We start from the raw sequence: 21,978 nt of genomic DNA, 5'->3' as shown, positions 1-21,978 counted from the left end.
ACGGGTGATTCACGCGATTTTGTCGAGCGTAAGTTAGGACGTCTTGTCGTTTGTAGGCGGATGATGGCGCCAAAGACACGGGTTTGTCCCCGCAATCCCCCACTGAACTTTGGCCATGCAACTTTTTGGCAGCCAGCGTGGCGCAGCTTGAGCGAGTTCAAGGACTGCGCCACATCGGCAAAGTGTTGAATGTTAGGACCACCGATTAATGGGCCGGCGCCCTGGAAGTTGGTGTGACAAGCCCGACCGGTATGCCGTCCGGGTCGGCCACGATCGCCATCCGTCCCACGCTGGTCTGCTCAAACGGTGCTTTAAGAATTCGCCCGCCGTTCTTCAGAGCCTCGAACACGGCGTGGTCGACGTCGGTGACCTGAATATACGTCATCCACTGCGGACGGGTGTCGCGTGTATCGCTGGTCTCGAGCGGCGTCGAGCCGGCGACCTCGGTCACGCCATTCGTGAACATCGTGTACTCCGCTTCCCCTTCGTTGGGTGTACGGCTCGTGTCCTCGGCCGAGACGACTTTCGGGGTCCAGCCGGCGACGCCGGCATAGAACGCCCGCGTGCGCTCCGGGTTCGTGCTCAGAAGCTCGGACCACCATACGGTGCCGACGTTGGTGCCCGCCGGGGTCGTGCAGCCCTCGGCGAGGGCCGGGGTGGCGTGGGCCGCCAGCGCCGCGACGGCGGCGATGGCGGGAGCGCGCGCGTACGTGAGAAGTGTCGCAACATTCGCAAAACGCATCTTCAGCTCCTATCCATGAAGCGTTGCCAGGACTGTGGAGCGGAAGCAGCAAGCGGAATGCCAGCTCTCGCATGGCGTCCCGGCGACACCTAGGGATTGTTGCGGAAGGCTTAACGCTTGCGGCAGTCGAAGATGTAAGTGAAGCCGCTGAAGGCCGAATAATCCTTTTCGGGCTCGAACGGCATGATGCGAACCGAGCGCCCGTCAAGCGGCGGATTATGCACCCCAAGCATGTAGAGCGGGTCGATCAGGCGGGCGTGCGGGTTGCGCCATTCGCGACCGCCATGGCGGTTGGTGATCCAGGTCATCTCGTCTGCCTGCACCTCCCAGACCTCCCAATGCACCTCTGGCAGATAGATGGAATGTCCGCCCGGCCGATAGACGCGCGCTAGCGGCTCGCCGCGTGCAACCTTCTGGCCGACCTTGAAATGCTTGATGTCATCGTACTTCAGGTGGTCGTAGGCGCTGTAATAGAGCGGTGCGCCGTCGTCCATATTGAGCTCAGAGGCCGTGTGCTCGAGCAAGAGCGCGCCTTCTTCGCCCCACCCCCAGTTTGCGAGCCAGACCGCTTTCACCACGCCGGAGCCCGGCGCCAGCACGCGCTCTCCCAGGCGTCCGCCGTCGACGCCCGAATGGACCTGGTCACGGCGCGATCCGTCAACGTCGGTCCAGCTTGCGTAGAGCGAATTGAGCGGCGAGCAAGCGTAGTCCTGCGGGTACACCGGCATGAGCCGGCTCTTTCGAATGTCGTAGCCCTTCTTCATCATTTCGGACTCATCGACGCTGTGAGCGAGCAGGCCTCCGCAGAAGGCGAAGCTGCAGAGCACGACCAATTTGCAGATGAGGGATTTGCTCAGCACGTTGTTTCTTGTCCCATCCTAAACCGAGGTTCAGTTGCGGCGGGCCGCGGGAGCATTAAACGCGCCGGGCTGTGCGAAAACAGGACACTCGCGTCACAGTTCGTGAAGGATAATAATTAAGCTTAATACGGCGGGCATTGGCTCAGGTGTTTCCCGGTGGGGGTTGTCCCGCGCCCCAATCCCGCACGCAGTCGCTCTCCGGCGTTTCACTCTAAGACAGCTGACACACACCGCGCCCCTGCGATCGCGTCCGCGCGCGCTGGCCGAAAGGCCTTTGGCCGATCTGGGATAGGTCCATAAGCGCTTGAAATAAGATGAAAATCTGTGCGGCCCGTGGCTCCGGGCAGTCGTGCCAGAAAACCGTCAGACCCCGTGGCACCGGCTTTGCTCAAGGTCTCTCGAAACTAGAAATCGAGAAGCCGAGGTCGTGGCCGTCTGAGTTTGCGCATGCGTCCGGGAGACCCGGACCGCCGTGCTTAACCTAGCCGATCCCAATCAATCGAAGCCGTTAACAGCTGCTGTCGTGCCGACAGCGGCAACGGCCCGGTTGTGCCTCGCCCAACGTGGCAAAGCCAAATGCTCAATACGGGTCGGGAGTCGCAGATCCGGTACGCGCGTGTTTCGTCGTCGTATCGGTTGCTTCATAGGCATTTCGAGGCGCAAGTCGCGATGCGGCCGCATAAGACGGCGGTCGAGTTCGGCGACGAGATGCTGAGCTACGCCGATCTCGACGCTTATGCGAACCAGATCGCCCATGCGCTCATCGCGCGCGGCGTGCAGCCGGGCGATCTCGTGACGCTTTATCTCAAGAAGTCGCCCCGGCTTTACGGCGCCATGCTCGGCATTCTTAAGGCGGGCGCCGGCTATGTGCCGATCGATCCCCGGTTTCCGCTCGAGCGCATCCGCGCCGTCCTCGAGGATTCGAATTCGAAGGTGGTCGTTTCCGAGCGCCCGCTTGCCGAAGCGCTCGAGGGAGAAATTGCGACGCCGATCCTGCGGCTCGATCTCGAGGCTCTGCGCATCGCGCGATTGCCAGCCGCGAATCCTGAGCTTTCGCGGGCCGCGGACCCGTCCGATCTCAGCTACGTCATCTACACCTCGGGCTCGACCGGGCGTCCCAAGGGCGTGATGATCGAGCATCGCAATGCGGCCGCGTTCGTGCGCAGCCTCAAGTCCGTCTACAGGATCCGGCCGGACGACCGCATTTACCAGGGTTTCTCGACGGCCTTCGATGCGTCGGTCGAGGAGATCTGGGGAGCATTCTCGCGCGGCGGCACGCTTGTCGTGCCGACGGAGGACGTCGAGCGCTCGCCGCTCGACGTTGCCGATTTCGTCAACGAGAAGGAGATCACCTACTTCTCGACCGTTCCCACCATGCTGTCGATGATCGACCGCGAGCTGCCGACGGTTCGCACGCTCGTTCTCGGCGGTGAAGCATGCTCGAACGAGCTCGTATCGCGCTGGGCGATTCCGGGCCGGCGGATGCTGAATACCTATGGCCCGACGGAGGCGGCTGTCGTCGCCACCTGGAGCGAGTGCCGGGCCGGCGTGCCTGTCAGCATCGGCGTGCCGTTGCCGGATTACACGACGCACGTTCTCAATGAGGATCTCGTGCCGGTGGCTCCCGGCGAGAGCGGGGAGCTGTTCATCGGCGGTCCGGCTGTCGCCCGTGGCTACATGAACCTTCCCGAGCTCACGGCCGAGCGCTTCATTGCCAATCCGTTCAATGCGGAGGCCGGTAGCCGCCTTTACAGGACGTTCGACCATGTCCGGCTCGGCGAGAACGGCGAACTCTACTTCCTCGGCCGTCTCGACGGACAGATTAAGATCCGCGGTTTCCGGATCGAGCTCAGCGAGATCGAGTCCGTTCTTCTTCAGCACCCGGCCATCAAATCCGCGGCGGTCAACGTCGTCGACACCAAAGGCCTCAAGGAGCTCGCGGCTTACGTCGTTTACGAGGGCGGCGAGGAGGCGCTTGATCGCAGCGCGCTCGCCGAACTCATGCGCAGCCGTATGCCGTCCTACATGGTGCCGCAGTACCTCGACGTGGTCGGCGAGCTGCCGATGTTGCCGAGCGGCAAGATCAACCGCAAGGCATTGCCGGCGCCGCAAAAGCTGTTGCTCGACGTTGGCGTCGTGGTGAAGCCCTCGGACGAGCTCGAGCGGCAGATCGTGGACGCCTGGCAGCAGACGTTCCGGCTGGCCGAAATCTCGGTAAAGGCGGACTTCTTTCTCGATCTCGGTGGGCATTCGCTGCTCGCCGCGCAGGCTGTGGCGCGCATGCGCGCGTGCACGGGGGCGACGTTCCTTTCCGTGCGCGATGTCTATGAGCACCGGACCGTCGCCGGGCTCGCCGATCACATCCGCCGGTCGGCGCTGCCGCGCGTGGACGCCGATGAGCGCCCTGACAGCGGCGAGAAGATCAACATTCAGTCGCAGACACCGAGCGAGGTTGCGTTCAACAGCGTGCACCCGCTCGCGCGGTGGACCACCGCAACGGTGCAGGCGCTCGTCGCCATCCTCTACTACGGCATCCTGGCATCACCCTTTACCTATGCGGTGCTCGTCATCACGGCTGTGATCGACGGACAAATGCATTGGACTGTTGCGACCGCGCTCTCGACGGTGGTCGGGTTCGTCCTGTGGCCGCTGCTGCTTCTGACCAGCATTGCCGTTAAATGGATCGTGGTCGGCCGCTACAAGGCGGGTCGCTATCCGCTCTGGAGCTTCTACTACCTGCGCTGGTGGATCGCGAACCGCTTCCAGGCGCTGGCTTGGGCCGAGATGTTCAAGGGCACGCCGCTCATGAGCCTCTATTGGCGGCTCATGGGTGCGAAGGTCGGCCGTAACGTTGCGATCTCGACCTACATCTGCACCGCTTTCGACATGGTCACGGTCGGCGACAACACCAGCATCGGCGTCGAGACCCAGATCCTCGGCTATCGCGTCGAGGACGGCTATCTCATTATTGCGCCGGTCACGATCGGCAAGGACTGCTTCATCGGCATGCAGTGCTCGCTCGGCCTGAACGCGCGCATGGGTGATGGCGCCCGGCTCGACGACATGTCGCTCCTGCCGGATGGCATCGAGGTGGGCGCGGGCGAGGCGCGTCGCGGTATTCCGGCACTGCCGGCCACCGTCGCCGTTCCGCAGCCGAAGCGCGCAGCCCGTGACGGGCTCGTGCGCAGGACCGGGCAGACGCTCTCGCGTGCATTCTATGGCCTAATGCACCTCATGCTCATCTACGCGATGGGCTACTTCCTGCTGCTGGCGACGCTGCCGGCGGCGGCGCTCGTGCTGGGCAGCCTCTACCTCGGCGGTCCGTGGTGGGGCGTGGCGGCCGCGTTTGCCGCCGTGCCGGTGTGGATCCTGTCGTACATTCGCGGCGCGATCCTGCTCAAGCGCCTGATAGGGCCGCTCAAGGCCGGCACGGTGCCGCTCAACAGCTTCACGTACCTGCGGCACTGGTTCTCGGCCTATCTGCTCGAGAACACCAAGAGCATCCTGATGCCGATCTACGCGACCGTCTACTTTCCGGCACTGCTGCGGGCGTTCGGCGCCAAGATCGGCAAGGGCGTCGAGATCTCGACCGTCTCTCAGGTTTGCCCCGATGTGCTTGAGATCGGCGACAATAGCTTCCTCGCCGACGCCTGCCTCGTCGGCGGCGAGCGCATTCACAACGGCATGCTTGAGACCGGTGCGGTCAAGATCGGTTCGCGCACGTTCATCGGCAACAGCGCCGTGGTGACCGGTGGCCATACGATCGGCGACGACGTGCTGATCGGCGTATCGTCGACGCCGCCGGCCGGCGATCCGGTGGTTCCCGACGGCACGCGCTGGCTCGGCGCGCCTGGCTTCGCGCTACCGAACACGCAGCAGGTGTGCTGCTTTGCGGAAACGCAGATCTTCAAGCCGAGCTTCTTCGCGCGCACTGAGCGGGCTTTCACGGACGCGTTGCGTATCGTGCTTCCGGGCATGATCACGGTGGGATGCACGATCCTCTTTGTCGTGTATCTCGTCGCGGGATTCCGCTCGTATCCGACCTGGAGCGTACTCGTCGGGATGCCGTTCGTCGCCGCCGCGCTGGCGTTCGTCTCCATCGTGCTCAGTGCGATGGTCAAGGAGGCATTCACCGGGACGCACACGGCCGTCGTGAAACCGCTCTGGTCGCGTTTCGTGTGGCACAACGAGCTCGTCAACGGCGTCTACGAGAGCGTGGCCGCCAACGCCATGCAGCCGCTCATGGGAACGCCGATGGTTGCTACGTGCCTGCGTTTGATGGGCTGCAAGGTCGGCAAGTGGTGCTTCATCGAGACCACGCTGTTCTCGGAGTTCGATCTCGTCGAGATCGGCGACCGGGCGTGCCTCAACCTCGGCGCCACGGTGCAGACGCATCTGTTCGAGGACCGCATCTTCAAGGCGGATCGCCTGCGGATCGGCGACGGCTGCTCGGTCGGAAACATGGCGATCGTGCTGTACGGGACCGAGATGCAGGCCGGGTCTGTGCTTGGGCCGCTATCCGTGCTCATGAAGGGCGAGGAGCTGCCGGCGTTGACCCACTGGCACGGGGTGCCCTGCGAGCCGATCGTCCCCGTCGCGGAGCGGCGCAGCGCTGCTGCCTAGGCCTCGGCTTTTGCTCCTCCCATGAGGCAAGGCCCGCCGCCCGAACGAGGGACGGCGGGCCTTATCTCTCCTGGCCCGGTGTTTTTGATTCCTTTAAGCTTGGGGCAAGGAGTCGCCGAAGCGCGCAGGATCAGAAGGGAACCTCATGGCCGTCACAAGGACCGCTCTCGTCTCAGGCGCAAACCGTGGAATCGGGTTCGAAATCGCGCGGGGGCTGGCACGGCTCGGTGTGTTGGCCGTGATCGGGGCACGCGATCCAAAGGATGGCATGGTCGCGGCCGAGAAGCTGCAGTCGGAAGGCCTCGATGTTCCCGTCGTGGCGCTCGATGTCGACAACGAGGACAGCGCCCTCCAGGCCGTGGCCGAGGTCAAGCGCATCTATGGACGCCTCGACATCCTGGTCAACAACGCGGGCATCCTGATCGACGAGCCGGGCGGCTTCAAAGCCAGCCTCTTCGACCTCAAGCCGGAGACGCTGCGGCGCACGATGGAGACCAATCTGCTCGGGCCGATCCGCCTCATCCAGGCCGCGGCGCCGCTGATGCGCGAACAGGGATACGGTCGTATCGTCAACCTGTCGTCGGGCGCGGGCCAGCTTGCCGAGATGGGGAGCGGCTATCCGGCGTACCGGATGTCGAAAGCGGCGCTCAACGCGCTTACCCGCATTGCCGCCAACGAGCTCGGTGGCGGTAACATCAAGGTCAATGCCATGTGCCCGGGCTGGGTGCGGACCGAGATGGGCGGCCCCGAAGCGCAGCGCAGTCCTGAAGAAGGGGCCGACACGGCCATCTGGCTCTCCACGCTGCCGGATGATGGCCCGACCGGCGGTTTCTTCCGCGATCGCAAGCCGATTGCGTGGTAGGCGGCGCCGTGCCGCCGGCTAGAGGCCGCGTACGAGGTTGCCGACCATCAGCGTCAGATAGGCCGTGATCGACAGCCAGAACTCCTGGTGGGGCAGGTAACGCGGCACGGGCACGAAGCCGAGCTTGGTGATCAGCGCCAAGGTCGCGAGAACGAACGAGATCAGGAAGATCAGGATCGTGGGGGGATTGAGCCTCATGCCGCGAACTCCGTTCCTGGCCTCGATTGCCGACGCCTACCGTCGCGCGGACGCCCGATGCGCAGCGCGCCCGCGGCCGCATCATAGGCAGTGAAACTTGGCGTGCAACGGGGAGCGCGTCTGCGACGTACTTCGGCCGGAGCCATGGGGTCGCTCGGCCACATCACGGCGGTGGTCGGGATTGTCGGGGATGAAGCCGGCCGATCGTTTTGGCGCGGGCAACAGCCGGCACCTAGGTGGTGCGGGCTGCCGGATCCGCCGGGATGATGAAGGTCAAGGACCGACCGTCAGTGTCGCGGCAGGTCACGGCGAGATCGCGCGCGCCGTTGGTCGGGGTACCTTCCGCAGGCTCGACGTTCGTCACGGAGATCACCTCGAGGACACGCTTACCCTTGGCCCCCGAAAAGGTGATGCGATCTCCCACGGTCAGATCCGCAGCGAACGGCGCGACCGACCAGGCTGCAGGCTCAAGCGCCGCGCCGGCTGCGTTGGGATGACGTTTCTCCGTCAGCCAGTAGGCTTCGCTGCCGGCGACCAGCGGCCGCTTCGGGTCGGTTTCGATGGCCACCTGCTGGGCTGGTGCCTCAAGGGCCGCCGTAAAGCGTCCGACGACCAGGGCTTCCGTATTGGCGGCGGCAATTCCCGCTCCGATGAGGGTGAGCAGGGCCAAGCCCGTGCTGGCGCGGGCGGTCGGCGTTGCGGGGAGCGAGAAGCGGCGAAGCGTCATGTAAGCAGCCCTCTGACAAACTCCGGATCACGATATTCTGTAACGCTTATAGCGTGGTCGTGGTTCACGCGCGAGCCCGGTGGCCGATTGTCGGGGCTCCAGATAGTTAAAGCTTTACACACGCGGGAGATTTTCGTTGCGCTGAACGGGCCGAGCGCCGGTTTTGCTGGTGGTGGCATAGGCCCGGCGCAGGTGACCCACGAAGGCGACGTTGAAGACCACGATGGCCGTCACGGCACCGGCGAGAAGCACGGCCGAGGCGTTTCTGTCGAGCATGGCGCCGGCCGAGGTGCCGGAGCTGGCTGCGATACCCAGGTGCCAGGCCGTCAGCCCGGCGAGCAGAGCAAAGACCGCAAGTCCCGCCAGCAGATCAGGCAGGTGCTTGCGAAAATGCGGAGATAGGTCCTTACGCGGCATGCGATGGATCCTCCTTTCCAAAGATTCGAGCCTCACGTGATCCGAAGCCGATGACACCGCCGCGCTGTGGCGGGGGTTAGCCCGGATTGTGGCGATTGCAGGCTATTCCTTGGGACGGAAAATTTAATCTTGTGTTTGTGCCCATTGCGACACGTTGGGATTGTCAAAGCCTGTTAGGCCTTAGGCGTATTGAACTTCCGAGGCGCTAAGCGTAGCGTCCGCGCCGCTTGCTGGCACACCACAAGCCAAATCTCTGTCCAACCGGGAAAGATCGCCGCTATGGGCTTTTTTGCCGACAGCCTGAACCGTATACAGCCATCCGCCACCATCGCCGTGTCCATGAAGGCGCGCCAGCTCAAGGCAGAGGGGCGGGACATCATCTCCCTTTCGGCCGGTGAGCCGGACTTCGACACGCCGGACAACATCAAGCAGGCGGCGATCAAAGCCATCAATGACGGCAAAACCAAGTACACCGACGTCGACGGCATTCCGGAGCTGAAGGCGGCCATCGTCGCTAAGTTCAAGCGCGACAACGGGCTCGAGTACAAGGCCTCGCAGGTGTCGGTCGGCACCGGCGGCAAGCAGGTGCTCTACAATGCGCTGCTCGCGACTCTGAATCCCGGCGACGAGGTGGTCATCCCGGCGCCGTGCTGGGTGTCGTATGCCGACATCGTGCTGCTCGGTGGCGGTAAGCCGGTGTTTGCCGAGACGAAGCTCGAGGACGGCTATCGCCTCAAGGCCGAGGCGCTCGACCGCGCCATCACTCCGCAGACCAAGTGGCTGATCCTGAACTCGCCGTCGAATCCGACGGGCGCGGCCTACTCGCACGCCGATCTCAAGGCGCTCACCGATGTGCTCCTGCAGCCGAAGAACAAGCATGTCTGGGTGTTGACCGACGACATGTACGAACACTTGATCTACGACGGGCACAAGTTCTTCACGCCGGCGCAGGTGGAGCCCGCCCTTTACGACCGCACGCTGACCATGAACGGCCTCTCCAAGGCCTATTGCATGACTGGCTGGCGGCTTGGTTATGCGGCGGGTCCGGAGCCGCTGATCAACGCCATGCGCAAGCTGCAGTCGCAGTCGACCTCGAACCCGAACTCGATCACGCAGTGGGCCGGCGTCGAGGCGCTCAACGGACCGCAGGACTTCATCGCCAAGAACAATGCCGTGTTCGTGCAGCGGCGCGACCTCGTGGTCGGCATGCTGAATCAGGCCAACGGGCTCACGTGTCCGAAGCCGGAAGGCGCGTTCTACGTCTATCCGAGCTGCGGGGGCACCATCGGCAAGACCACGCCCAAGGGCGTCACGATCAAGACCGACGAGGACTTCGTGACGGCTTTGCTCGAGGACGAGGGTGTGGCCGTGGTGCATGGCGCGGCCTTCGAGGGCTCGCCGGCGTTCCGCATCTCGTATGCGACCTCGACGGAAGCGCTGACGGAAGCCTGCACGCGCATTCAGCGCTTCTGCGGGAACCTGAAGTAGGCTGTCAGTAGAGCGCGAGGCGGCCGCCCAAAGCCAGGATGCCGCCGAAGACGATCGCGATTGCTCCGGCAAGGCAGCGGCTCATCGACCTTGGTCGCTCATCATGCGTGGAGCCAAAAGAAAACGGGCCGCATTGGCGGCCCGCCGCATCGGATCTTGGATGCTCTCAGCGGCTCGGAAGCAGTGCACGGGGGGAATGCACGCGGATGTCCGAGAGCGAGAGCATGTGCGCGATCCAATGCTCGAACCGCGCGAACGGCAATGACATGCGCCGCGCGGCAGTCGCTGCGGCGGCATGGCCGTTACGCAGCGCAACCTCAGGCTGGAGCAGCGTCCAATCCGTCAAATCTTCCTCTCGCGACGCCATGGCATAGCCCGCCGCGTCCGCTGCTCGGAGAAGAGATTTGTTTAGTGATTCCTTACTCATTGGGGCACGTCCTTTTCAGCGTAAGCGCTACACCGGGCCGTTTGGTTCCGCCAACTCGCCCAACTTTTTCGCCTAGCTTCCGCCTCTCCCAAGGCGACGTTTCTTTTTGCCGTGTCAGTGCCGTTCGGTCTGTTCTCCAGAGCCTTATTGGGCCCTTGCGATGACACGTTCATGATGCTGCCGAAGCGCATTTTCTTCAAGTAATTTTTCGTAACAAACTTCACGAACCGTGCTTGCGCATGTGCGAATACTTGTTGCATTGCAGCAGTTTGCATCGGCCGTCAGGCCCGGGCCCTCAAGACACGGGGCCTTGAGTTTGATCAGCAATGATCAGTGCAAGACTAAGTAGGAAGCCTCTTGCGTCTTTTCTGTCCCGGCGCGACGATCAAGAGGTTGCGCTCCTTCGGGAGGCGCGGGGGTGCGCGACGCGCATCCCTTCGCGCCTCGTAGCGCTCACCCGGAATAAACAATCCGGGAAGCGGGAAGGAGGACACCATGGGGCAATCCGACGGCCCGAGAGGCACTACAGGTGCCGGCTCAGGGCATACTTCGGGCCGCAGCACCCGCTGCATCGCACTGATCGGCCCGTTTCTTTCCGGCAAGACGACGCTGCTTGAAGCCATCCTGGCGCGCACTGGCGCTATCCCGCGCGCGGGCGCGGTGGCCGACAAAACAAGCGTGGGTGACGCGTCGCCCGAGGCGCGGGACCATAGCATGAGCGTCGAGCTCAACATCGCAGACGCGAACTTCCTTGGAGATACATTCACATTTGTCGATTGTCCTGGGTCGATCGAATTCCAGTACGAAGGCGCCGGGGCGCTGACGGCTTGCGACGCGGCGGTCGTCGTCTCTGAACCTGATCCGAAACGCGTTCCGGCGCTGCAGGTGATCCTGAAGCAGCTCGAGGACCGCGGCATCCCCCACCTTCTGTTCCTGAACAAGATCGATGCCTGCACGACGCCGATCCGCGAGATCATCCCGGCGCTGCAGCCCGCATCCACCAAGCCGCTCGTGCTGCGGCAGATCCCGATCTGGGAGAACGGCGTCGCGACCGGCTTCATCGACCTCGCGCTCGAGCGGGCGTTCCTGTTCCGCAAGAACGCGCCATCAGAGATGGTCGAGATCCGCGCGGCCGACATCGAGCGCGAGAAGGAAGCGCGCTTCCACATGCTCGAGCAGCTCGCCGACTACGACGACGACTTAATGGAAGCCCTTCTGTCGGATGCGGCGCCCGAAAACGGAATGGTGTTTGCCGATCTCTCGCGTGAGTTCGAGCATGGGCTGATCTGCCCGGTGCTGATCGGCTCGGCGCAGAACGGCAGCGGTATCCTGCGGCTTCTGAAAGCGATCCGGCACGAGGTGCCGTTCGTCGAGACGACCGCGAGACGGCTCAAGGTCGAGAATGCCAAGAGTGCGGCTTTCGTCCTCAAGACATTGCACACGGGGCACGGCGGCAAGCTCTCGATCGCGCGCGTGCTGACGGGCGAGCTTCCCGACGGGGCCAGCGTGAGTGGCGGAGAGGCGGTTGAGGAACGTGTGGCCGGCGTCCATGCGCTCAAGGGCGAGGAGACGCAGAAGCGTGCCGCGGCGCAGGCCGGCGATACGGTCGCGCTCGGCCGTCTCGACGGCGTCAGGACCGGCGATACGATCACGGCCGAGAAATCCGGCATCGTGCAGATCGCGGCGCCGCGACCGCCCGAGCCGGTGCTGGCATCCGGTATCGGGCTCAAGGACCGCAAGGACGAGGTCAAGCTGTCGTCGGCGCTCGGCAAGCTGATCGAGGAGGATCCGTCTCTCGTCATCGAGCACAACAAGGACACGCATCAGGTGCTGCTCAAGGGGCAGGGCGAAATGCATCTCCGCGTTGCGTTCGAGCGGCTGAAGCGCAAGTACGGTGTCGTTGTCGATCGGCAAAAGCGGCAGGTCCCTTACAAGGAGACCATTCGCAAGCCGATCGAGATCCGCGGTCGGCACAAGAAGCAATCCGGCGGGCACGGGCAGTTCGGAGACGTCGTGCTCACGATCCGGCCGCAGCCACGCGGGGCGGGCTTCGCGTTCGACGACACGATCACGGGCGGCGTGGTGCCGAAGCAGTTCATCCCGTCGGTCGAGATCGGCGTTGCCGACTACATGAAGCACGGTCCGCTCGGCTTTCCCGTCGTCGACGTGGCGGTGACGCTGACGGACGGCTCATTTCATACCGTCGACAGCTCGGACATGGCGTTCCGGCAGGCGGGGCGCCTCGCCATGAGCGAGGGACTGCCCAAGTGTCAGCCGGTGCTGCTCGAGCCGGTGATGGCGGTCGAGATCTCGGTGCCGTCGGAGGCGACGGCGCGCGTCAACGGGCTCATCTCGCAGCGCCGCGGGCAGATCCTTGGCTTCGATGCCCGGGACGGCTGGCCGGGGTGGGATGTCGTGTCGGCGCACATTCCGGAGGCCGAGATCGAGGATCTGATCGTCGAGCTGCGCTCAGCGACCGCGGGCGTCGGCACCTACACGGCGGCGTTCGATCACCTCGCCGAGCTGACAGGACGGCTTGCCGATCAGGTGCTGATCAGCCACGGCGAGGCGGCGGAGTAGGGCGGTCAGGACGCAAGGGCGCCAACGCCCTTGCGTCTTTATTCGGTCCGCTTTGTCTAGCGACGGCGGTCATCACGCTGCTTTGAGCGTGACCACGTTTCTTGAGGAGGCTTCATGCCGGCGAACGGCTTGTAATCGGCGCGCCACCAGCCAGGTTTGCGCTGGCCGGGAGGCGGCGCGCGCCAGCCCGGTCGAGGACGAGGCTTGAACGCGTACCAGCGGTTGCGTTCGCCATACCAAGGCTGCTTTGTGTAGTGGCGACCCCAATAGTCGTTGGCGACGAAACGGATGGCCGGAATGCGGATGGCGGTCAGGCCGATATCCGGCAGAGGCATATATTGGCCGCGATACTCGAAGGCGAGATATTCGCTGACCACCCAGCCGCGGCTGCCGCCCCAAACGACGTCGCACCAGGATTCGTCGCTAAGGCACCCTCGAATATCAACCGGCGTTCCTTCGGGAATGAGATTGACTCTCGGGAAGTCGATATCCGGGCCAGCTCGCATATTGACGTTGGCGGTGGAGTAACCGGGGGCTGCGTGCGCTGCTGCGCCAGCTCCGACGACAATGCCCATCGCGGCAATTATGAGTTTAAGTTTTCTCATTGATGACCCCTCGTCATGGCGTGCGCCGCTAGGAGTCATCGAACGTGGGCATGAAAATGACCTTCAAGATGGCGATTTATTACAATCACCGTAAGATTTTCTGTGCGCAGTCGGAGGGCCCGTAGGTTTGCGGTTCTAAAAGCGAAGTGGAACGCGGCGCGCGACCGTGATCTCCGCGGGCGACAGCTCGCAAGCATAAGCGATGGCTTCGACGCCCGCTTCGCGTGCCACTTGAAACGCCGCCGCGTAGCGCGGGTCGATGTCGGCTGCGAACGTGAAGCTCTGGGCGTCGGCGCGCTGGATCAGATAGAGCATGACGGCGCGGTGGCCGGCGGCGACCATGTTTCCCAATTCGACCAGATGCTTGACGCCGCGCTCGGTCACCGAATCCGGAAACTCGGCGAGGCCATCGTTGCGCGACAAGTGCACGTTCTTGATCTCGACGTAGGCTAGGCCCTTGCCGGGGTCTTCGAGCAGGATGTCGATGCGGCTCGAGAGGCCGTATTTCACCTCGCGCCGGAGGGTGGCGTAGCCCGCAAGTTCGGGGATTTGGCCCGCCGTTATGGCCTCGGTGACGAGGCGGTTGGGGTGGTTGGTGTTGATGCCGACCAGCACCGGGCCGCTGCCCAGGTCGGCCTCGACCAGCTCCCAAGTGTGCGCATACTTGCGCGCTGGGCTGGCGCTGACCGAGAGCCAGACGATGGCGCCCGGCACGGCGAGGCCCATCATGGAGCCCGTGTTCGGGCAGGTGGCGGTGACGATCTCGCCCGTATCGAGGCTCACGTCGGCTAGGAACCGCTTGTAGCGCTTGAGGAGGCGACCGCGGACGAGGGGGGAAGGGAATTGCATGGCCGGCGAGCATTAGTGGCGCCGGCGCGCGTCCGCAATGCCAATTGCGATGGCACGTTCTATATAGATGCGGTCACCAACGAGGAAACGCACGTGTCTGAACCCGTCACCGCCGCGGTGCTCATTATCGGCGACGAGATCCTTTCGGGCCGCACCAGGGATTGCAACAGCAGTGCCATCGCCGCGCACCTGACCGGCATCGGCATCGCGCTGCGCGAGATCCGCGTCGTGGGCGATGTCGCCGAGGACATCATCTCCGCCGTCAACGCGTTACGCGCCCGCTATACCTATGTCTTCACAACGGGCGGCATTGGTCCGACCCACGACGACATCACCGCCGATGCCATCGGTGCCGCGTTCGGTGTTGCGGTCGATATCGATCCGAGGGCGGTGGCGCTGATGGCGCCGGCGTATGCGGCGCGCGGCATCGAGCTCACGGCTGCGCGGTTGCGCATGGCGCGGATTCCGGCCGGCGCCGAACTCGTAGAAAGCGACATCTCGCCGGCCCCGGGCTTCCAAAAAGGCAACGTCATCGTCATGGCCGGCGTGCCGGACATCATGCGTTCTATGTTGGTTGCTGTGACAAACCACCTCAGGACCGGGCCAAAACTTAACGCTGTTTCGATCGTCGTGGCGCAGGCCGAGGGTGAGATCGCGGATCTTTTCTCGGCGCATCAGGCGGCCTACCCCGACGTCGCCATGGGCAGCTATCCTTCTTTTGCGGAAGGGCGTTATAGGACCGAGCTGGTCTTGCGCTGCGCCGATCCGGGTCGCCTCGAGGAGGCGCGTGCAGGCCTCGCGCATCTGCTCGCGGAGCGAGAATTGCTCTGAAACGGGGCGCCGGCGAACGGCGTTAACTTTTAACCATGCGGCAACATCGCCGCTCCCTTGCCATCGTTGCAGCTGCTTCCTTCCGCCCGCTTACACGGGCGGCCGAGGGACACAAGCGGCCGTCTTTCCCGAAAACAACGATGGAGCTGATCGATGAGAACCCCTTCGACCAGGCGCGCGGCCTTGGGCGTTCATAAGATCGGACGGGTGGGACTTGCTTCTCTCGCGCCGGCCGTTGGAGCTTTGCTGCTGGCCTCCGGCATGGGTGATGCCCAGGCCAAGACGCCGGGTAAGACCTACTGCTTTTATGGCAAGTGCCACCGCGTGAAGACGGTCGCCGAGACGCAGGCGCTGATCGGCAAGGAGGAGGTTCTGATGGCCTCCCATTACGATTCCTGTAAGCGTGACCGTTACAACCCGTGTGGCCTGACCTCGTCAGGCGAAAGGTTCAACTCCGAGGCGGCCGACAACGCGGCGAGCCCGATCTACCCGGACGGCACGACGCTGCTCGTCTGGTCGCCGGACACCAAGGTTTCAATCGTGCTGCGCGTCAACAACGCCGGCCCCTACTGGGGCAATCGTCGGCTCGACGTCTCGCGCCGGGCTGCCGAGAAGCTCGGCTTTGCCAAGCGCGGCGTCGCCAAGCTCCAGGTCCGCGTGATCTCCGCGCCGACGGCGGCGGAGGCCCGTTACAAGCGTAACCGCAAGTACGATCCGGTTCCGGGCTACATCGGTGAGTTCGCGAGCCTCGACGAGGCTCAGGCCGGGGCTGCGACCGCCTACATGGTGGCCGGGCTGCCGTCGCCGTTCCCGCAGACAAGCGCGCCGACGGTCGTCGCCGCGGTTAATCCCGCGCAGGTGGCAGGCTCTGCCGGTACGCAGAGCGGCGCGACGCTCGAGACGCCGACGGTACTCGCAGCCGCAGCCGCCGTGCCGGCTGAGGCCGCCCAGCCCGTGGCCATCCAGCTGGCGGCGACGCAGGCTGTCATCCCGACGGCCAAGGTGGCCGGCTTCGTCGCCGTGGCCGAGGTCGAAGAAATTGCCGTCAAGGAAGCCAAGCCGGTGGTCGTGGTGGCACAGGCTGCCGAGGCCGACGCTGCTGAGGCTCCCATCGTGCGCCAGCGCAGCCATGCCGAGCGCACGGCCAAGCGCAACTCGCGCTCTCACCGGGTCGCCGCGCGGCAGAAGAAGCGTCAGGTCGTTGCCAAGCAGCGCCAGGTGGTCGTCGCGAAGCGCGAGCGTACGGTCGTCCAGAAGCGTGCGGTCGCGACGGCGGAGCTACGCGAGCCGCCGGCCCGCAAACAGACGCCGGGCCGCAAGCCGGTTACGCAGGACGGCACCAACGATATGTCGATGTTCTCGCGGCATGTGCATGCCGGCCAGGAGCGGTTGGCATCGCAGGAGCCCAAGCGCCGTCGTCCGGCCTACACCAGCTTGGCGCACTCGCGTGATGGTCACGAAGGCTGATCCGCGTTCGCGGCTCGAAGCATGACGTAGCTGCAGGGGGGTCGTCCCCGTCCGCGGCGCGCGACTACGACGATGCGTCCGTGTCTCCGGGAGGAGATGCGGGCGCTTTCTTTTTTAGACGGTCACGCCGTTCGTCGGCGAGCGCACAGCCTCTCCGGCGGCGTCGCGCCGAGGTTGATCGTAAAGCTCGTAGTGCGTCTCAAGCATGTCGAGGAACATGGCGACCAGGTCGAGTAGCGCGCCGAGCTCCATCTTGCCAGCGACCAGATACTGCTCGGTGACGGTCAGGCTTGCGGCTTCGAGCGGCGCGGGGTCGTCCTCGGCGATGAGGCCGCGCGAGCGCAGGTAGGTCGTAACGCCGTCGCCGGCGTCGAACGCGTAGGACGTCTCGTCGGTGAGGCTCTTGGCTGCGTCCGCGACGATCTCGGTGCTGCTCGTGTAGAGCCGCGTGATCAGTTTGAACTGGCTGTCCACCTTCGCGAGCTGCTGGGCGCTCTTGCGCGACTTCAGAACGCGGGCGAGCAACAGCATCTCGAGCGTGCGCGCGGCCTCGATGGCGGCGCGCTCCTCGTGACGCTGCTCGGTCAGGCCGTCGGAGGCCCTCGCGTCGCCGGCGTTCCAGCGCAGCGTGGACTTCAGGAGATCTTCGCCCGCGGCGAGCGCAGAATCGAGATGGTCGGCCAGAAGGTAGACGATGGCGGGGGCCGCGTGATCGGCGGACGACATGGATGGCTCCCAACTGCTTCCGGCGCGCCGGTCCCTCTCGTGCGTTCGGGATGCTTCGGCTCGTCCGGTCGACTGTTTGACATTCGTTCGACGCAATAGTGGACCGATTCGGGGAGCCTCGAAGGGGCCAGCGCCACGGCATCGACAGCAATGTCGTCAGCTTTCGCATATCTTGGCGAGGTGTTGCGCGAAGTGGTGCGCGGGCGGATGAAGAGCGTCGGGACCGCTTATTTGCTGAGCCAGGCCGCGAACGGCGCAAGCGGCGCAGGATGTCTGGGGGCTGCGCGCTGAACCGCAAGTTCCGCTTCATTGCGGGAGGCGTAGATGCCGACGGGGTCGGCTGCCTCACCGTCATTGTCCGCTACCGCTTCAAGCGGTGCGAAGGAGCCAGCGATCAATCTCGCGGCTGCTGCTGCGGGCCGCGCGACGTAACAACGTCCATCCGGCAGATCGAGCAGTTCGAAGAGAGATGCGGCTGTCGAGAAGTGAGGCGGCATCGCGGGCTCCGGTCTCATGGTCAGCGTGATGTCATGGTCGCCAAAAGCAGGCGCATACGCAGGAGCACATTTCGTCGCTCTTAAACGGAAGAGGGCGGGACCTTGCGGCCCCGCCCTCGTTGTCTCAGCTGCAGCCGCTGGTGGAGCCGCAGGTATCGCATTTGAGGCAGGTGCCGTTTCGAACCATCGTGAAGTTCTGGCACTCGGGGCATGAGACGCCCTCGTAGCCTCTGAGCCGCGCCTCCGCGACACGGTCGTTCGACGAGCGAGACTTCACCACCTGCGTCTCCGAGACCGTCGTGCGCCGGAACATCACCTCGGTGTCGGCCTTGAGCGCGGTCGCGCCTTCGCTGGCGTAGAGCGCGGTGGCGCCCTCGCTCACCGGATAGGCTACGAGATCGGGACGCAGCGAGGACAGGCTCAGCGCCGGGTCGGTCTCGGCGTGGTGCGCGCGACCGCCAGCCGCGGCGAGCCGCAGGTTGCCGCGCATGAAGCCCTTCGACACGACCTTGGTCACGCTCTCCGGCAGGTCGAGGTCGAGTTGCTCGTCGGTCTCCTCGTCTGAGGAGCCGAGGCCGGTCTCGCCCACGATCTCGCGCGGATCGACATGCGCGAGATCGTTGCGGCCGAGATAGGACACGGCGAGCTCGCGGAAGATGTAGTCGAGGATCGAGGTGGCGTTCTTGATCGTCTCGTTGCCCTGCACGAGGCCCGCGGGCTCGAAGCGCGTGAAGGTGAAGGCCTCCACGTACTCCTCGAGCGGCACGCCGTACTGCAGGCCGAGCGAGATGGCGATGGCGAAGTTGTTCATCAACGAGCGGAAGGCGGCGCCTTCCTTGTGCATGTCGATGAAGATCTCGCCCAGCGAGCCGTCGTCGTATTCGCCCGTGCGCAGGTACACCTTGTGGCCGCCGACAGAGGCTTTCTGCGTGTAGCCCTTGCGACGGCCGGGCATCTTTTCGCGCTCGCTGATCTTCGAGCGGCTCTCTGCGAGCTTCAGCTCACGCTCGAGCTCGGTCACGCGCTTTGCGAGCTTCTCGGCCGCGGCCATGATGCGATCGACCTGCGGCTTGTCGGCCGTCATCTGCTCGACGGCCTCGTCCTGCTCGTCGACATCGTCGCCGAGGACCTGCGCGTTCAGAGGCTGCGAGAGCTTGGAGCCATCGCGGTAGAGCGCGTTGGCCTTGAGCGCGAGGCGCCAGGAGAGCTTGTAGCTCTCTTTGCAGTCTTCGACGGTCGCCTCGTTTGGCATGTTGATGGTCTTCGAGATGGCACCCGAGATGAACGGCTGCGATGCCGCCATCATGCGGATGTGGCTCTCGACCGAGAGGTAGCGCTTGCCCTTGCGGCCGCAGGGCGAGGCGCAGTCGAACACCGGCAGATGCCCGGGCTTGATGTGCGGCGCATCCTCGAGCGTCATCGCGCCGCAAACGTGCTCGTTGGCGGCCTCGATATCCTTCTTCGAGAAGCCGAGGTGGGCGAGCAGATCGAACGTCGGGTCGTCGAGCTTCGAGGCTGGGATGCCGAGCGTGCCGGTCAGGAACGCGTCGCCGATCGTCCAGCGGTTGAACACGAACTTGATGTCGAATGCCGTGCCGAGGCTGGCCTCGATCTTCTGGATGATCTCCTGCGTGAAGCCGCGCGACATGAGGGACGCGTGGTTGATGTGCGGCGCCTGCGCCAGCGAGCCGTGGCCGACGGCGTAGGCCGTGATCTCCGCGATCTCGCTTTCGCGATAGCCGAGGTAACGCAGCGCCTCCGGCACGGCGCGGTTGATGATCTTGAAGTAGCCGCCGCCTGCGAGCTTCTTGAACTTCACGAGCGCGAAGTCCGGCTCGATGCCCGTGGTGTCGCAATCCATGACGAGGCCGATGGTGCCGGTCGGCGCCACGACGGTGGACTGGGCGTTGCGGAAGCCGTGCTTCTGTCCGAGATCGATGGCGAGATCCCAGGCGCTCTGCGCGGCGGCAACGAGGTTCTGGTCGGGGCAGCCTGCGACGTCCAGCGGCACCGGCGCGATCGACAGGCGCTCGTAGCCATCCGCCTTGCCATAAGCCGCGCGGCGGTGGTTGCGGATCACGCGCAGCATGTCGGTGCGGTTCGGCTCGTAGTCCGGGAACGTTCCAAGCTCGCCGGCCATCTCGGCCGACGTAGCGTAGGACACGCCCGTCATCTGCGCCGAGATGGCGCCGCAGATGGCGCGGCCGGCATCCGAGTCATAGGGGATGCCCGAGGCCATCAAGAGGCCGCCGATGTTGGCGAAACCGAGACCGAGCGTGCGGTAGCGATAGGAGAGCTCCGCGATCTGACGCGAGGGGAACTGCGCCATCAGCACCGAGATCTCGAGCACGATGGTCCAGAGCCGGCAGGCGTGCGCGAAGCTCTCGGTGTCGAAGCTCTTGTCCTCCGGCTTGCGGAAGGTCAGCAGGTTCAGCGACGCGAGGTTGCACGCCGTGTCGTCGAGGAACATGTACTCAGAGCACGGGTTCGAGGCGCGGATCGGGCCCGACTGCGGGCACGTGTGCCAGTCGTTGATGGTGGTGTGGAACTGGATGCCGGGATCGGCGGACGCCCACGCGGCATGGCCGATCTGCTCCCACAGATCGCGGGCGCGCACCGTCTTCACGGTCTTCTTGCTGGTGCGCGAGGTCAGCGCCCACACCTTGTCCTCTTCGACGGCGTTGAGGAACTCGTCGGTGACGCGCACCGAGTTGTTCGAGTTCTGGCCGGAGACGGTGAGGTAGGCCTCGCTGTCCCAGTCGGTGTCGTAAGTCGCGAAGTCGATGTCCTTGTAGCCCTGGCGCGCGAACTGGATGACACGGTGCACGTAGTTCATCGGCACGTCGTCACGGCGTGCGTCCTTGATGGCGCGCTTCAACGCCGGGTTCTTGGCGGGGTCGAAGCAGGCATCACCTTCCGCCTCGCAATTGACAGCGGCTTTCATCACGGCCTTGAGGCGCTTCTGGCAGATGCGCGAGCCGGTGACGAGAGCGGCCACCTTCTGCTCTTCCTTCACCTTCCAGCCGATGTACTCCTCGATATCGGGATGGTCGACGTCGACAACGACCATCTTGGCAGCGCGACGCGTGGTGCCGCCCGATTTGATGGCGCCGGCTGCGCGGTCGCCGATCTTGAGGAAGCTCATGAGGCCCGACGAGCGGCCGCCGCCGGACAGCTTCTCGTTGGCGCCACGCAGGCTCGAGAAGTTGGAGCCGGTGCCCGAGCCATACTTGAAGAGGCGTGCCTCACGGACCCAGAGATCCATGATGCCGTTCTCGTTGACGAGATCGTCGTTCACCGACTGGATGAAGCAGGCGTGCGGCTGCGGGTGCTCGTAGGCGGACTGCGAAACCGTCAGCTCGCCGGTCTGGTAGTCGACATAGAAGTGGCCCTGGCCGGGGCCGTCGATGCCATAGGCCCAGTGCAGGCCGGTGTTGAACCACTGCGGCGAGTTCGGCGCTGCCATCTGACGAGCGAGCATGTAGCGGTGCTCATCGTAGAAAGCGCGCGCGTCCTCCTCGGTGGTGAAATAGCCGCCCTTCCAGCCCCAATAGGTCCAGGTGCCGGCGAGACGGTCAAAAACCTGGCGGGCGTCCGTCTCACCGCCGAAGCGCTCGTCCTCCGGGAGCGCTGCGAGCGCGCGCTCATCCGGAGCCGAGCGCCACAGCCACGACGGGACCTGCGTCTCCTCGATCTTTTTCAGGCGGCGCGGCACGCCGGCTTTGCGAAAATACTTCTGGGCCAGGATGTCGGCTGCGACCTGGCTCCAATCCTCGGGCACCTCGAAGCCTTCGAGGCGGAAAACGACGGATCCATCGGGGTTCTTGATCTCGGAAGTCGCGCGGCGGAACGTGATGCTCTCGTACGGAGATTTGCCGGCAGTGGTGAAGCGCCGCGTGATCTTCATCTTTCCCTCGTGCAGTTTCGATGTTCGGACGGGCGGCGCAACGAGCTACGGAATGGCGACGCGATTTATCGGTTGTATTTCGGACACACTTCACCTGCGGACCGCCAAGGCATTTGACGGCCCTTCGGACAGCTTCCCGTGCTGTCGTAGACGCAGGCGCTACTATGTCTGA

General features: G+C 64.5%; 17 protein-coding genes. 6 read left to right on the top strand and 11 right to left on the bottom strand.

Annotated elements, in window-relative coordinates:
• Window positions 1-205 precede the first annotated feature (205 nt).
• Entirely contained in the window at window positions 206-742 is a 537-nt protein-coding gene (locus CS1GBM3_RS08650; RefSeq protein WP_072394561.1) for a VOC family protein, read from the bottom strand.
• A 110-nt stretch (window positions 743-852) separates the two neighbouring features.
• Complete coding sequence (locus tag CS1GBM3_RS08645) at window positions 853-1,602, bottom strand: M23 family metallopeptidase (protein ID WP_072394558.1); 750 nt, start codon at window positions 1,600-1,602, stop codon at window positions 853-855.
• Between the two features lie 576 nt (window positions 1,603-2,178).
• Here CS1GBM3_RS08645 and CS1GBM3_RS08640 point away from each other — a divergent pair.
• A complete protein-coding gene (locus tag CS1GBM3_RS08640; protein WP_072394556.1) occupies window positions 2,179-6,225 on the top strand; it encodes a Pls/PosA family non-ribosomal peptide synthetase in 4,047 nt (1,348 codons plus the stop codon).
• A 145-nt stretch (window positions 6,226-6,370) separates the two neighbouring features.
• Window positions 6,371-7,087, top strand: coding sequence for an SDR family oxidoreductase (locus CS1GBM3_RS08635; RefSeq protein WP_072394553.1), 717 nt, complete (start codon window positions 6,371-6,373; stop codon window positions 7,085-7,087).
• A gap of 18 nt (window positions 7,088-7,105) precedes the next feature.
• Here the strand turns inward: CS1GBM3_RS08635 and CS1GBM3_RS08630 are convergent, their stop codons facing one another.
• The 3 genes from CS1GBM3_RS08630 to CS1GBM3_RS08620 form a co-directional block, all read right to left on the bottom strand.
• Window positions 7,106-7,285: a hypothetical protein gene (locus tag CS1GBM3_RS08630; protein WP_072394549.1), complete on the bottom strand. Its 180-nt coding sequence runs from the start codon at window positions 7,283-7,285 to the stop codon at window positions 7,106-7,108.
• Between the two features lie 232 nt (window positions 7,286-7,517).
• Window positions 7,518-8,012, bottom strand: a complete 495-nt coding sequence (locus CS1GBM3_RS08625) for a hypothetical protein (RefSeq protein WP_072394546.1) — start codon at window positions 8,010-8,012, stop codon at window positions 7,518-7,520.
• A gap of 114 nt (window positions 8,013-8,126) precedes the next feature.
• Window positions 8,127-8,429, bottom strand: a complete 303-nt coding sequence (locus CS1GBM3_RS08620; protein WP_072394543.1) for a hypothetical protein — start codon at window positions 8,427-8,429, stop codon at window positions 8,127-8,129.
• Window positions 8,430-8,708: 279 nt separating this feature from the next.
• Between CS1GBM3_RS08620 and CS1GBM3_RS08615 the strand changes: the two genes are divergently transcribed.
• Window positions 8,709-9,917 (top strand): pyridoxal phosphate-dependent aminotransferase, encoded by a 1,209-nt coding sequence (locus CS1GBM3_RS08615; RefSeq protein WP_072394540.1) that lies wholly within the window; start codon window positions 8,709-8,711, stop codon window positions 9,915-9,917.
• Between the two features lie 166 nt (window positions 9,918-10,083).
• Here the strand turns inward: CS1GBM3_RS08615 and CS1GBM3_RS08610 are convergent, their stop codons facing one another.
• Entirely contained in the window at window positions 10,084-10,344 is a 261-nt protein-coding gene (locus tag CS1GBM3_RS08610) for a hypothetical protein (protein ID WP_072394537.1), read from the bottom strand.
• A gap of 495 nt (window positions 10,345-10,839) precedes the next feature.
• On the opposite strand from CS1GBM3_RS08610, the gene CS1GBM3_RS08605 reads away from it, so the two are divergent.
• Window positions 10,840-12,924, top strand: coding sequence for an elongation factor G (locus tag CS1GBM3_RS08605; protein WP_072394534.1), 2,085 nt, complete (start codon window positions 10,840-10,842; stop codon window positions 12,922-12,924).
• A 56-nt stretch (window positions 12,925-12,980) separates the two neighbouring features.
• Here the strand turns inward: CS1GBM3_RS08605 and CS1GBM3_RS08600 are convergent, their stop codons facing one another.
• Window positions 12,981-13,529 (bottom strand): SH3 domain-containing protein, encoded by a 549-nt coding sequence (locus tag CS1GBM3_RS08600; RefSeq protein WP_171946467.1) that lies wholly within the window; start codon window positions 13,527-13,529, stop codon window positions 12,981-12,983.
• A 135-nt stretch (window positions 13,530-13,664) separates the two neighbouring features.
• Window positions 13,665-14,378, bottom strand: coding sequence for a DNA/RNA nuclease SfsA (gene sfsA, locus CS1GBM3_RS08595; RefSeq protein ID WP_072394522.1), 714 nt, complete (start codon window positions 14,376-14,378; stop codon window positions 13,665-13,667).
• Between the two features lie 93 nt (window positions 14,379-14,471).
• On the opposite strand from sfsA, the gene CS1GBM3_RS08590 reads away from it, so the two are divergent.
• Both CS1GBM3_RS08590 and CS1GBM3_RS08585 read left to right on the top strand, forming a co-directional pair.
• Window positions 14,472-15,209: a competence/damage-inducible protein A gene (locus CS1GBM3_RS08590; protein ID WP_072397342.1), complete on the top strand. Its 738-nt coding sequence runs from the start codon at window positions 14,472-14,474 to the stop codon at window positions 15,207-15,209.
• Between the two features lie 153 nt (window positions 15,210-15,362).
• Window positions 15,363-16,676 (top strand): septal ring lytic transglycosylase RlpA family protein, encoded by a 1,314-nt coding sequence (locus CS1GBM3_RS08585; protein ID WP_083567358.1) that lies wholly within the window; start codon window positions 15,363-15,365, stop codon window positions 16,674-16,676.
• A 114-nt stretch (window positions 16,677-16,790) separates the two neighbouring features.
• Here CS1GBM3_RS08585 and CS1GBM3_RS08580 read toward each other — a convergent pair whose 3' ends face one another.
• The 3 genes from CS1GBM3_RS08580 to CS1GBM3_RS08570 all read right to left on the bottom strand — a co-directional run bounded on the left by CS1GBM3_RS08580 (window position 16,791) and on the right by CS1GBM3_RS08570 (window position 21,806).
• Complete coding sequence (locus tag CS1GBM3_RS08580; protein WP_072394508.1) at window positions 16,791-17,402, bottom strand: hypothetical protein; 612 nt, start codon at window positions 17,400-17,402, stop codon at window positions 16,791-16,793.
• A 227-nt stretch (window positions 17,403-17,629) separates the two neighbouring features.
• Complete coding sequence (locus tag CS1GBM3_RS08575) at window positions 17,630-17,899, bottom strand: hypothetical protein (protein ID WP_072394505.1); 270 nt, start codon at window positions 17,897-17,899, stop codon at window positions 17,630-17,632.
• Between the two features lie 124 nt (window positions 17,900-18,023).
• Window positions 18,024-21,806 carry a vitamin B12-dependent ribonucleotide reductase gene (locus CS1GBM3_RS08570; RefSeq protein WP_072394502.1) on the bottom strand — a complete coding sequence of 1,261 codons (3,783 nt, stop codon included), beginning with the start codon at window positions 21,804-21,806 and terminating at the stop codon, window positions 18,024-18,026.
• Window positions 21,807-21,978: the final 172 nt, after the last annotated feature.

It is taken from the genome of Hyphomicrobium sp. CS1GBMeth3, assembly GCF_900117455.1.
Lineage (GTDB): Bacteria > Pseudomonadota > Alphaproteobacteria > Rhizobiales > Hyphomicrobiaceae > Hyphomicrobium_C.
Note: the sequence above shows the minus strand (reverse complement) of the source record. Positions and strands in the feature narration are given on the sequence as shown.

Bases quoted from the DNA above. Each gene is read 5' to 3' on its own strand.
- CS1GBM3_RS08650 (WP_072394561.1), bottom strand. From the start codon at position 742: ATGCGTTTTGCGAATGTTGCGACACTTCTCACGTACGCGCGCGCTCCC.
- sfsA (WP_072394522.1), bottom strand. From the start codon at position 14,378: ATGCAATTCCCTTCCCCCCTCGTCCGCGGTCGCCTCCTCAAGCGCTAC.
- CS1GBM3_RS08600 (WP_171946467.1), bottom strand. From the start codon at position 13,529: ATGAGAAAACTTAAACTCATAATTGCCGCGATGGGCATTGTCGTCGGA.
- CS1GBM3_RS08580 (WP_072394508.1), bottom strand. From the start codon at position 17,402: ATGTCGTCCGCCGATCACGCGGCCCCCGCCATCGTCTACCTTCTGGCC.
- CS1GBM3_RS08615 (WP_072394540.1), top strand. From the start codon at position 8,709: ATGGGCTTTTTTGCCGACAGCCTGAACCGTATACAGCCATCCGCCACC.
- CS1GBM3_RS08585 (WP_083567358.1), top strand. From the start codon at position 15,363: ATGAGAACCCCTTCGACCAGGCGCGCGGCCTTGGGCGTTCATAAGATC.
- CS1GBM3_RS08620 (WP_072394543.1), bottom strand. From the start codon at position 8,429: ATGCCGCGTAAGGACCTATCTCCGCATTTTCGCAAGCACCTGCCTGAT.
- CS1GBM3_RS08570 (WP_072394502.1), bottom strand. From the start codon at position 21,806: ATGAAGATCACGCGGCGCTTCACCACTGCCGGCAAATCTCCGTACGAG.
- CS1GBM3_RS08605 (WP_072394534.1), top strand. From the start codon at position 10,840: ATGGGGCAATCCGACGGCCCGAGAGGCACTACAGGTGCCGGCTCAGGG.
- CS1GBM3_RS08640 (WP_072394556.1), top strand. From the start codon at position 2,179: ATGCTCAATACGGGTCGGGAGTCGCAGATCCGGTACGCGCGTGTTTCG.
- CS1GBM3_RS08625 (WP_072394546.1), bottom strand. From the start codon at position 8,012: ATGACGCTTCGCCGCTTCTCGCTCCCCGCAACGCCGACCGCCCGCGCC.
- CS1GBM3_RS08635 (WP_072394553.1), top strand. From the start codon at position 6,371: ATGGCCGTCACAAGGACCGCTCTCGTCTCAGGCGCAAACCGTGGAATC.
- CS1GBM3_RS08575 (WP_072394505.1), bottom strand. From the start codon at position 17,899: ATGCCGCCTCACTTCTCGACAGCCGCATCTCTCTTCGAACTGCTCGAT.
- CS1GBM3_RS08610 (WP_072394537.1), bottom strand. From the start codon at position 10,344: ATGAGTAAGGAATCACTAAACAAATCTCTTCTCCGAGCAGCGGACGCG.
- CS1GBM3_RS08630 (WP_072394549.1), bottom strand. From the start codon at position 7,285: ATGAGGCTCAATCCCCCCACGATCCTGATCTTCCTGATCTCGTTCGTT.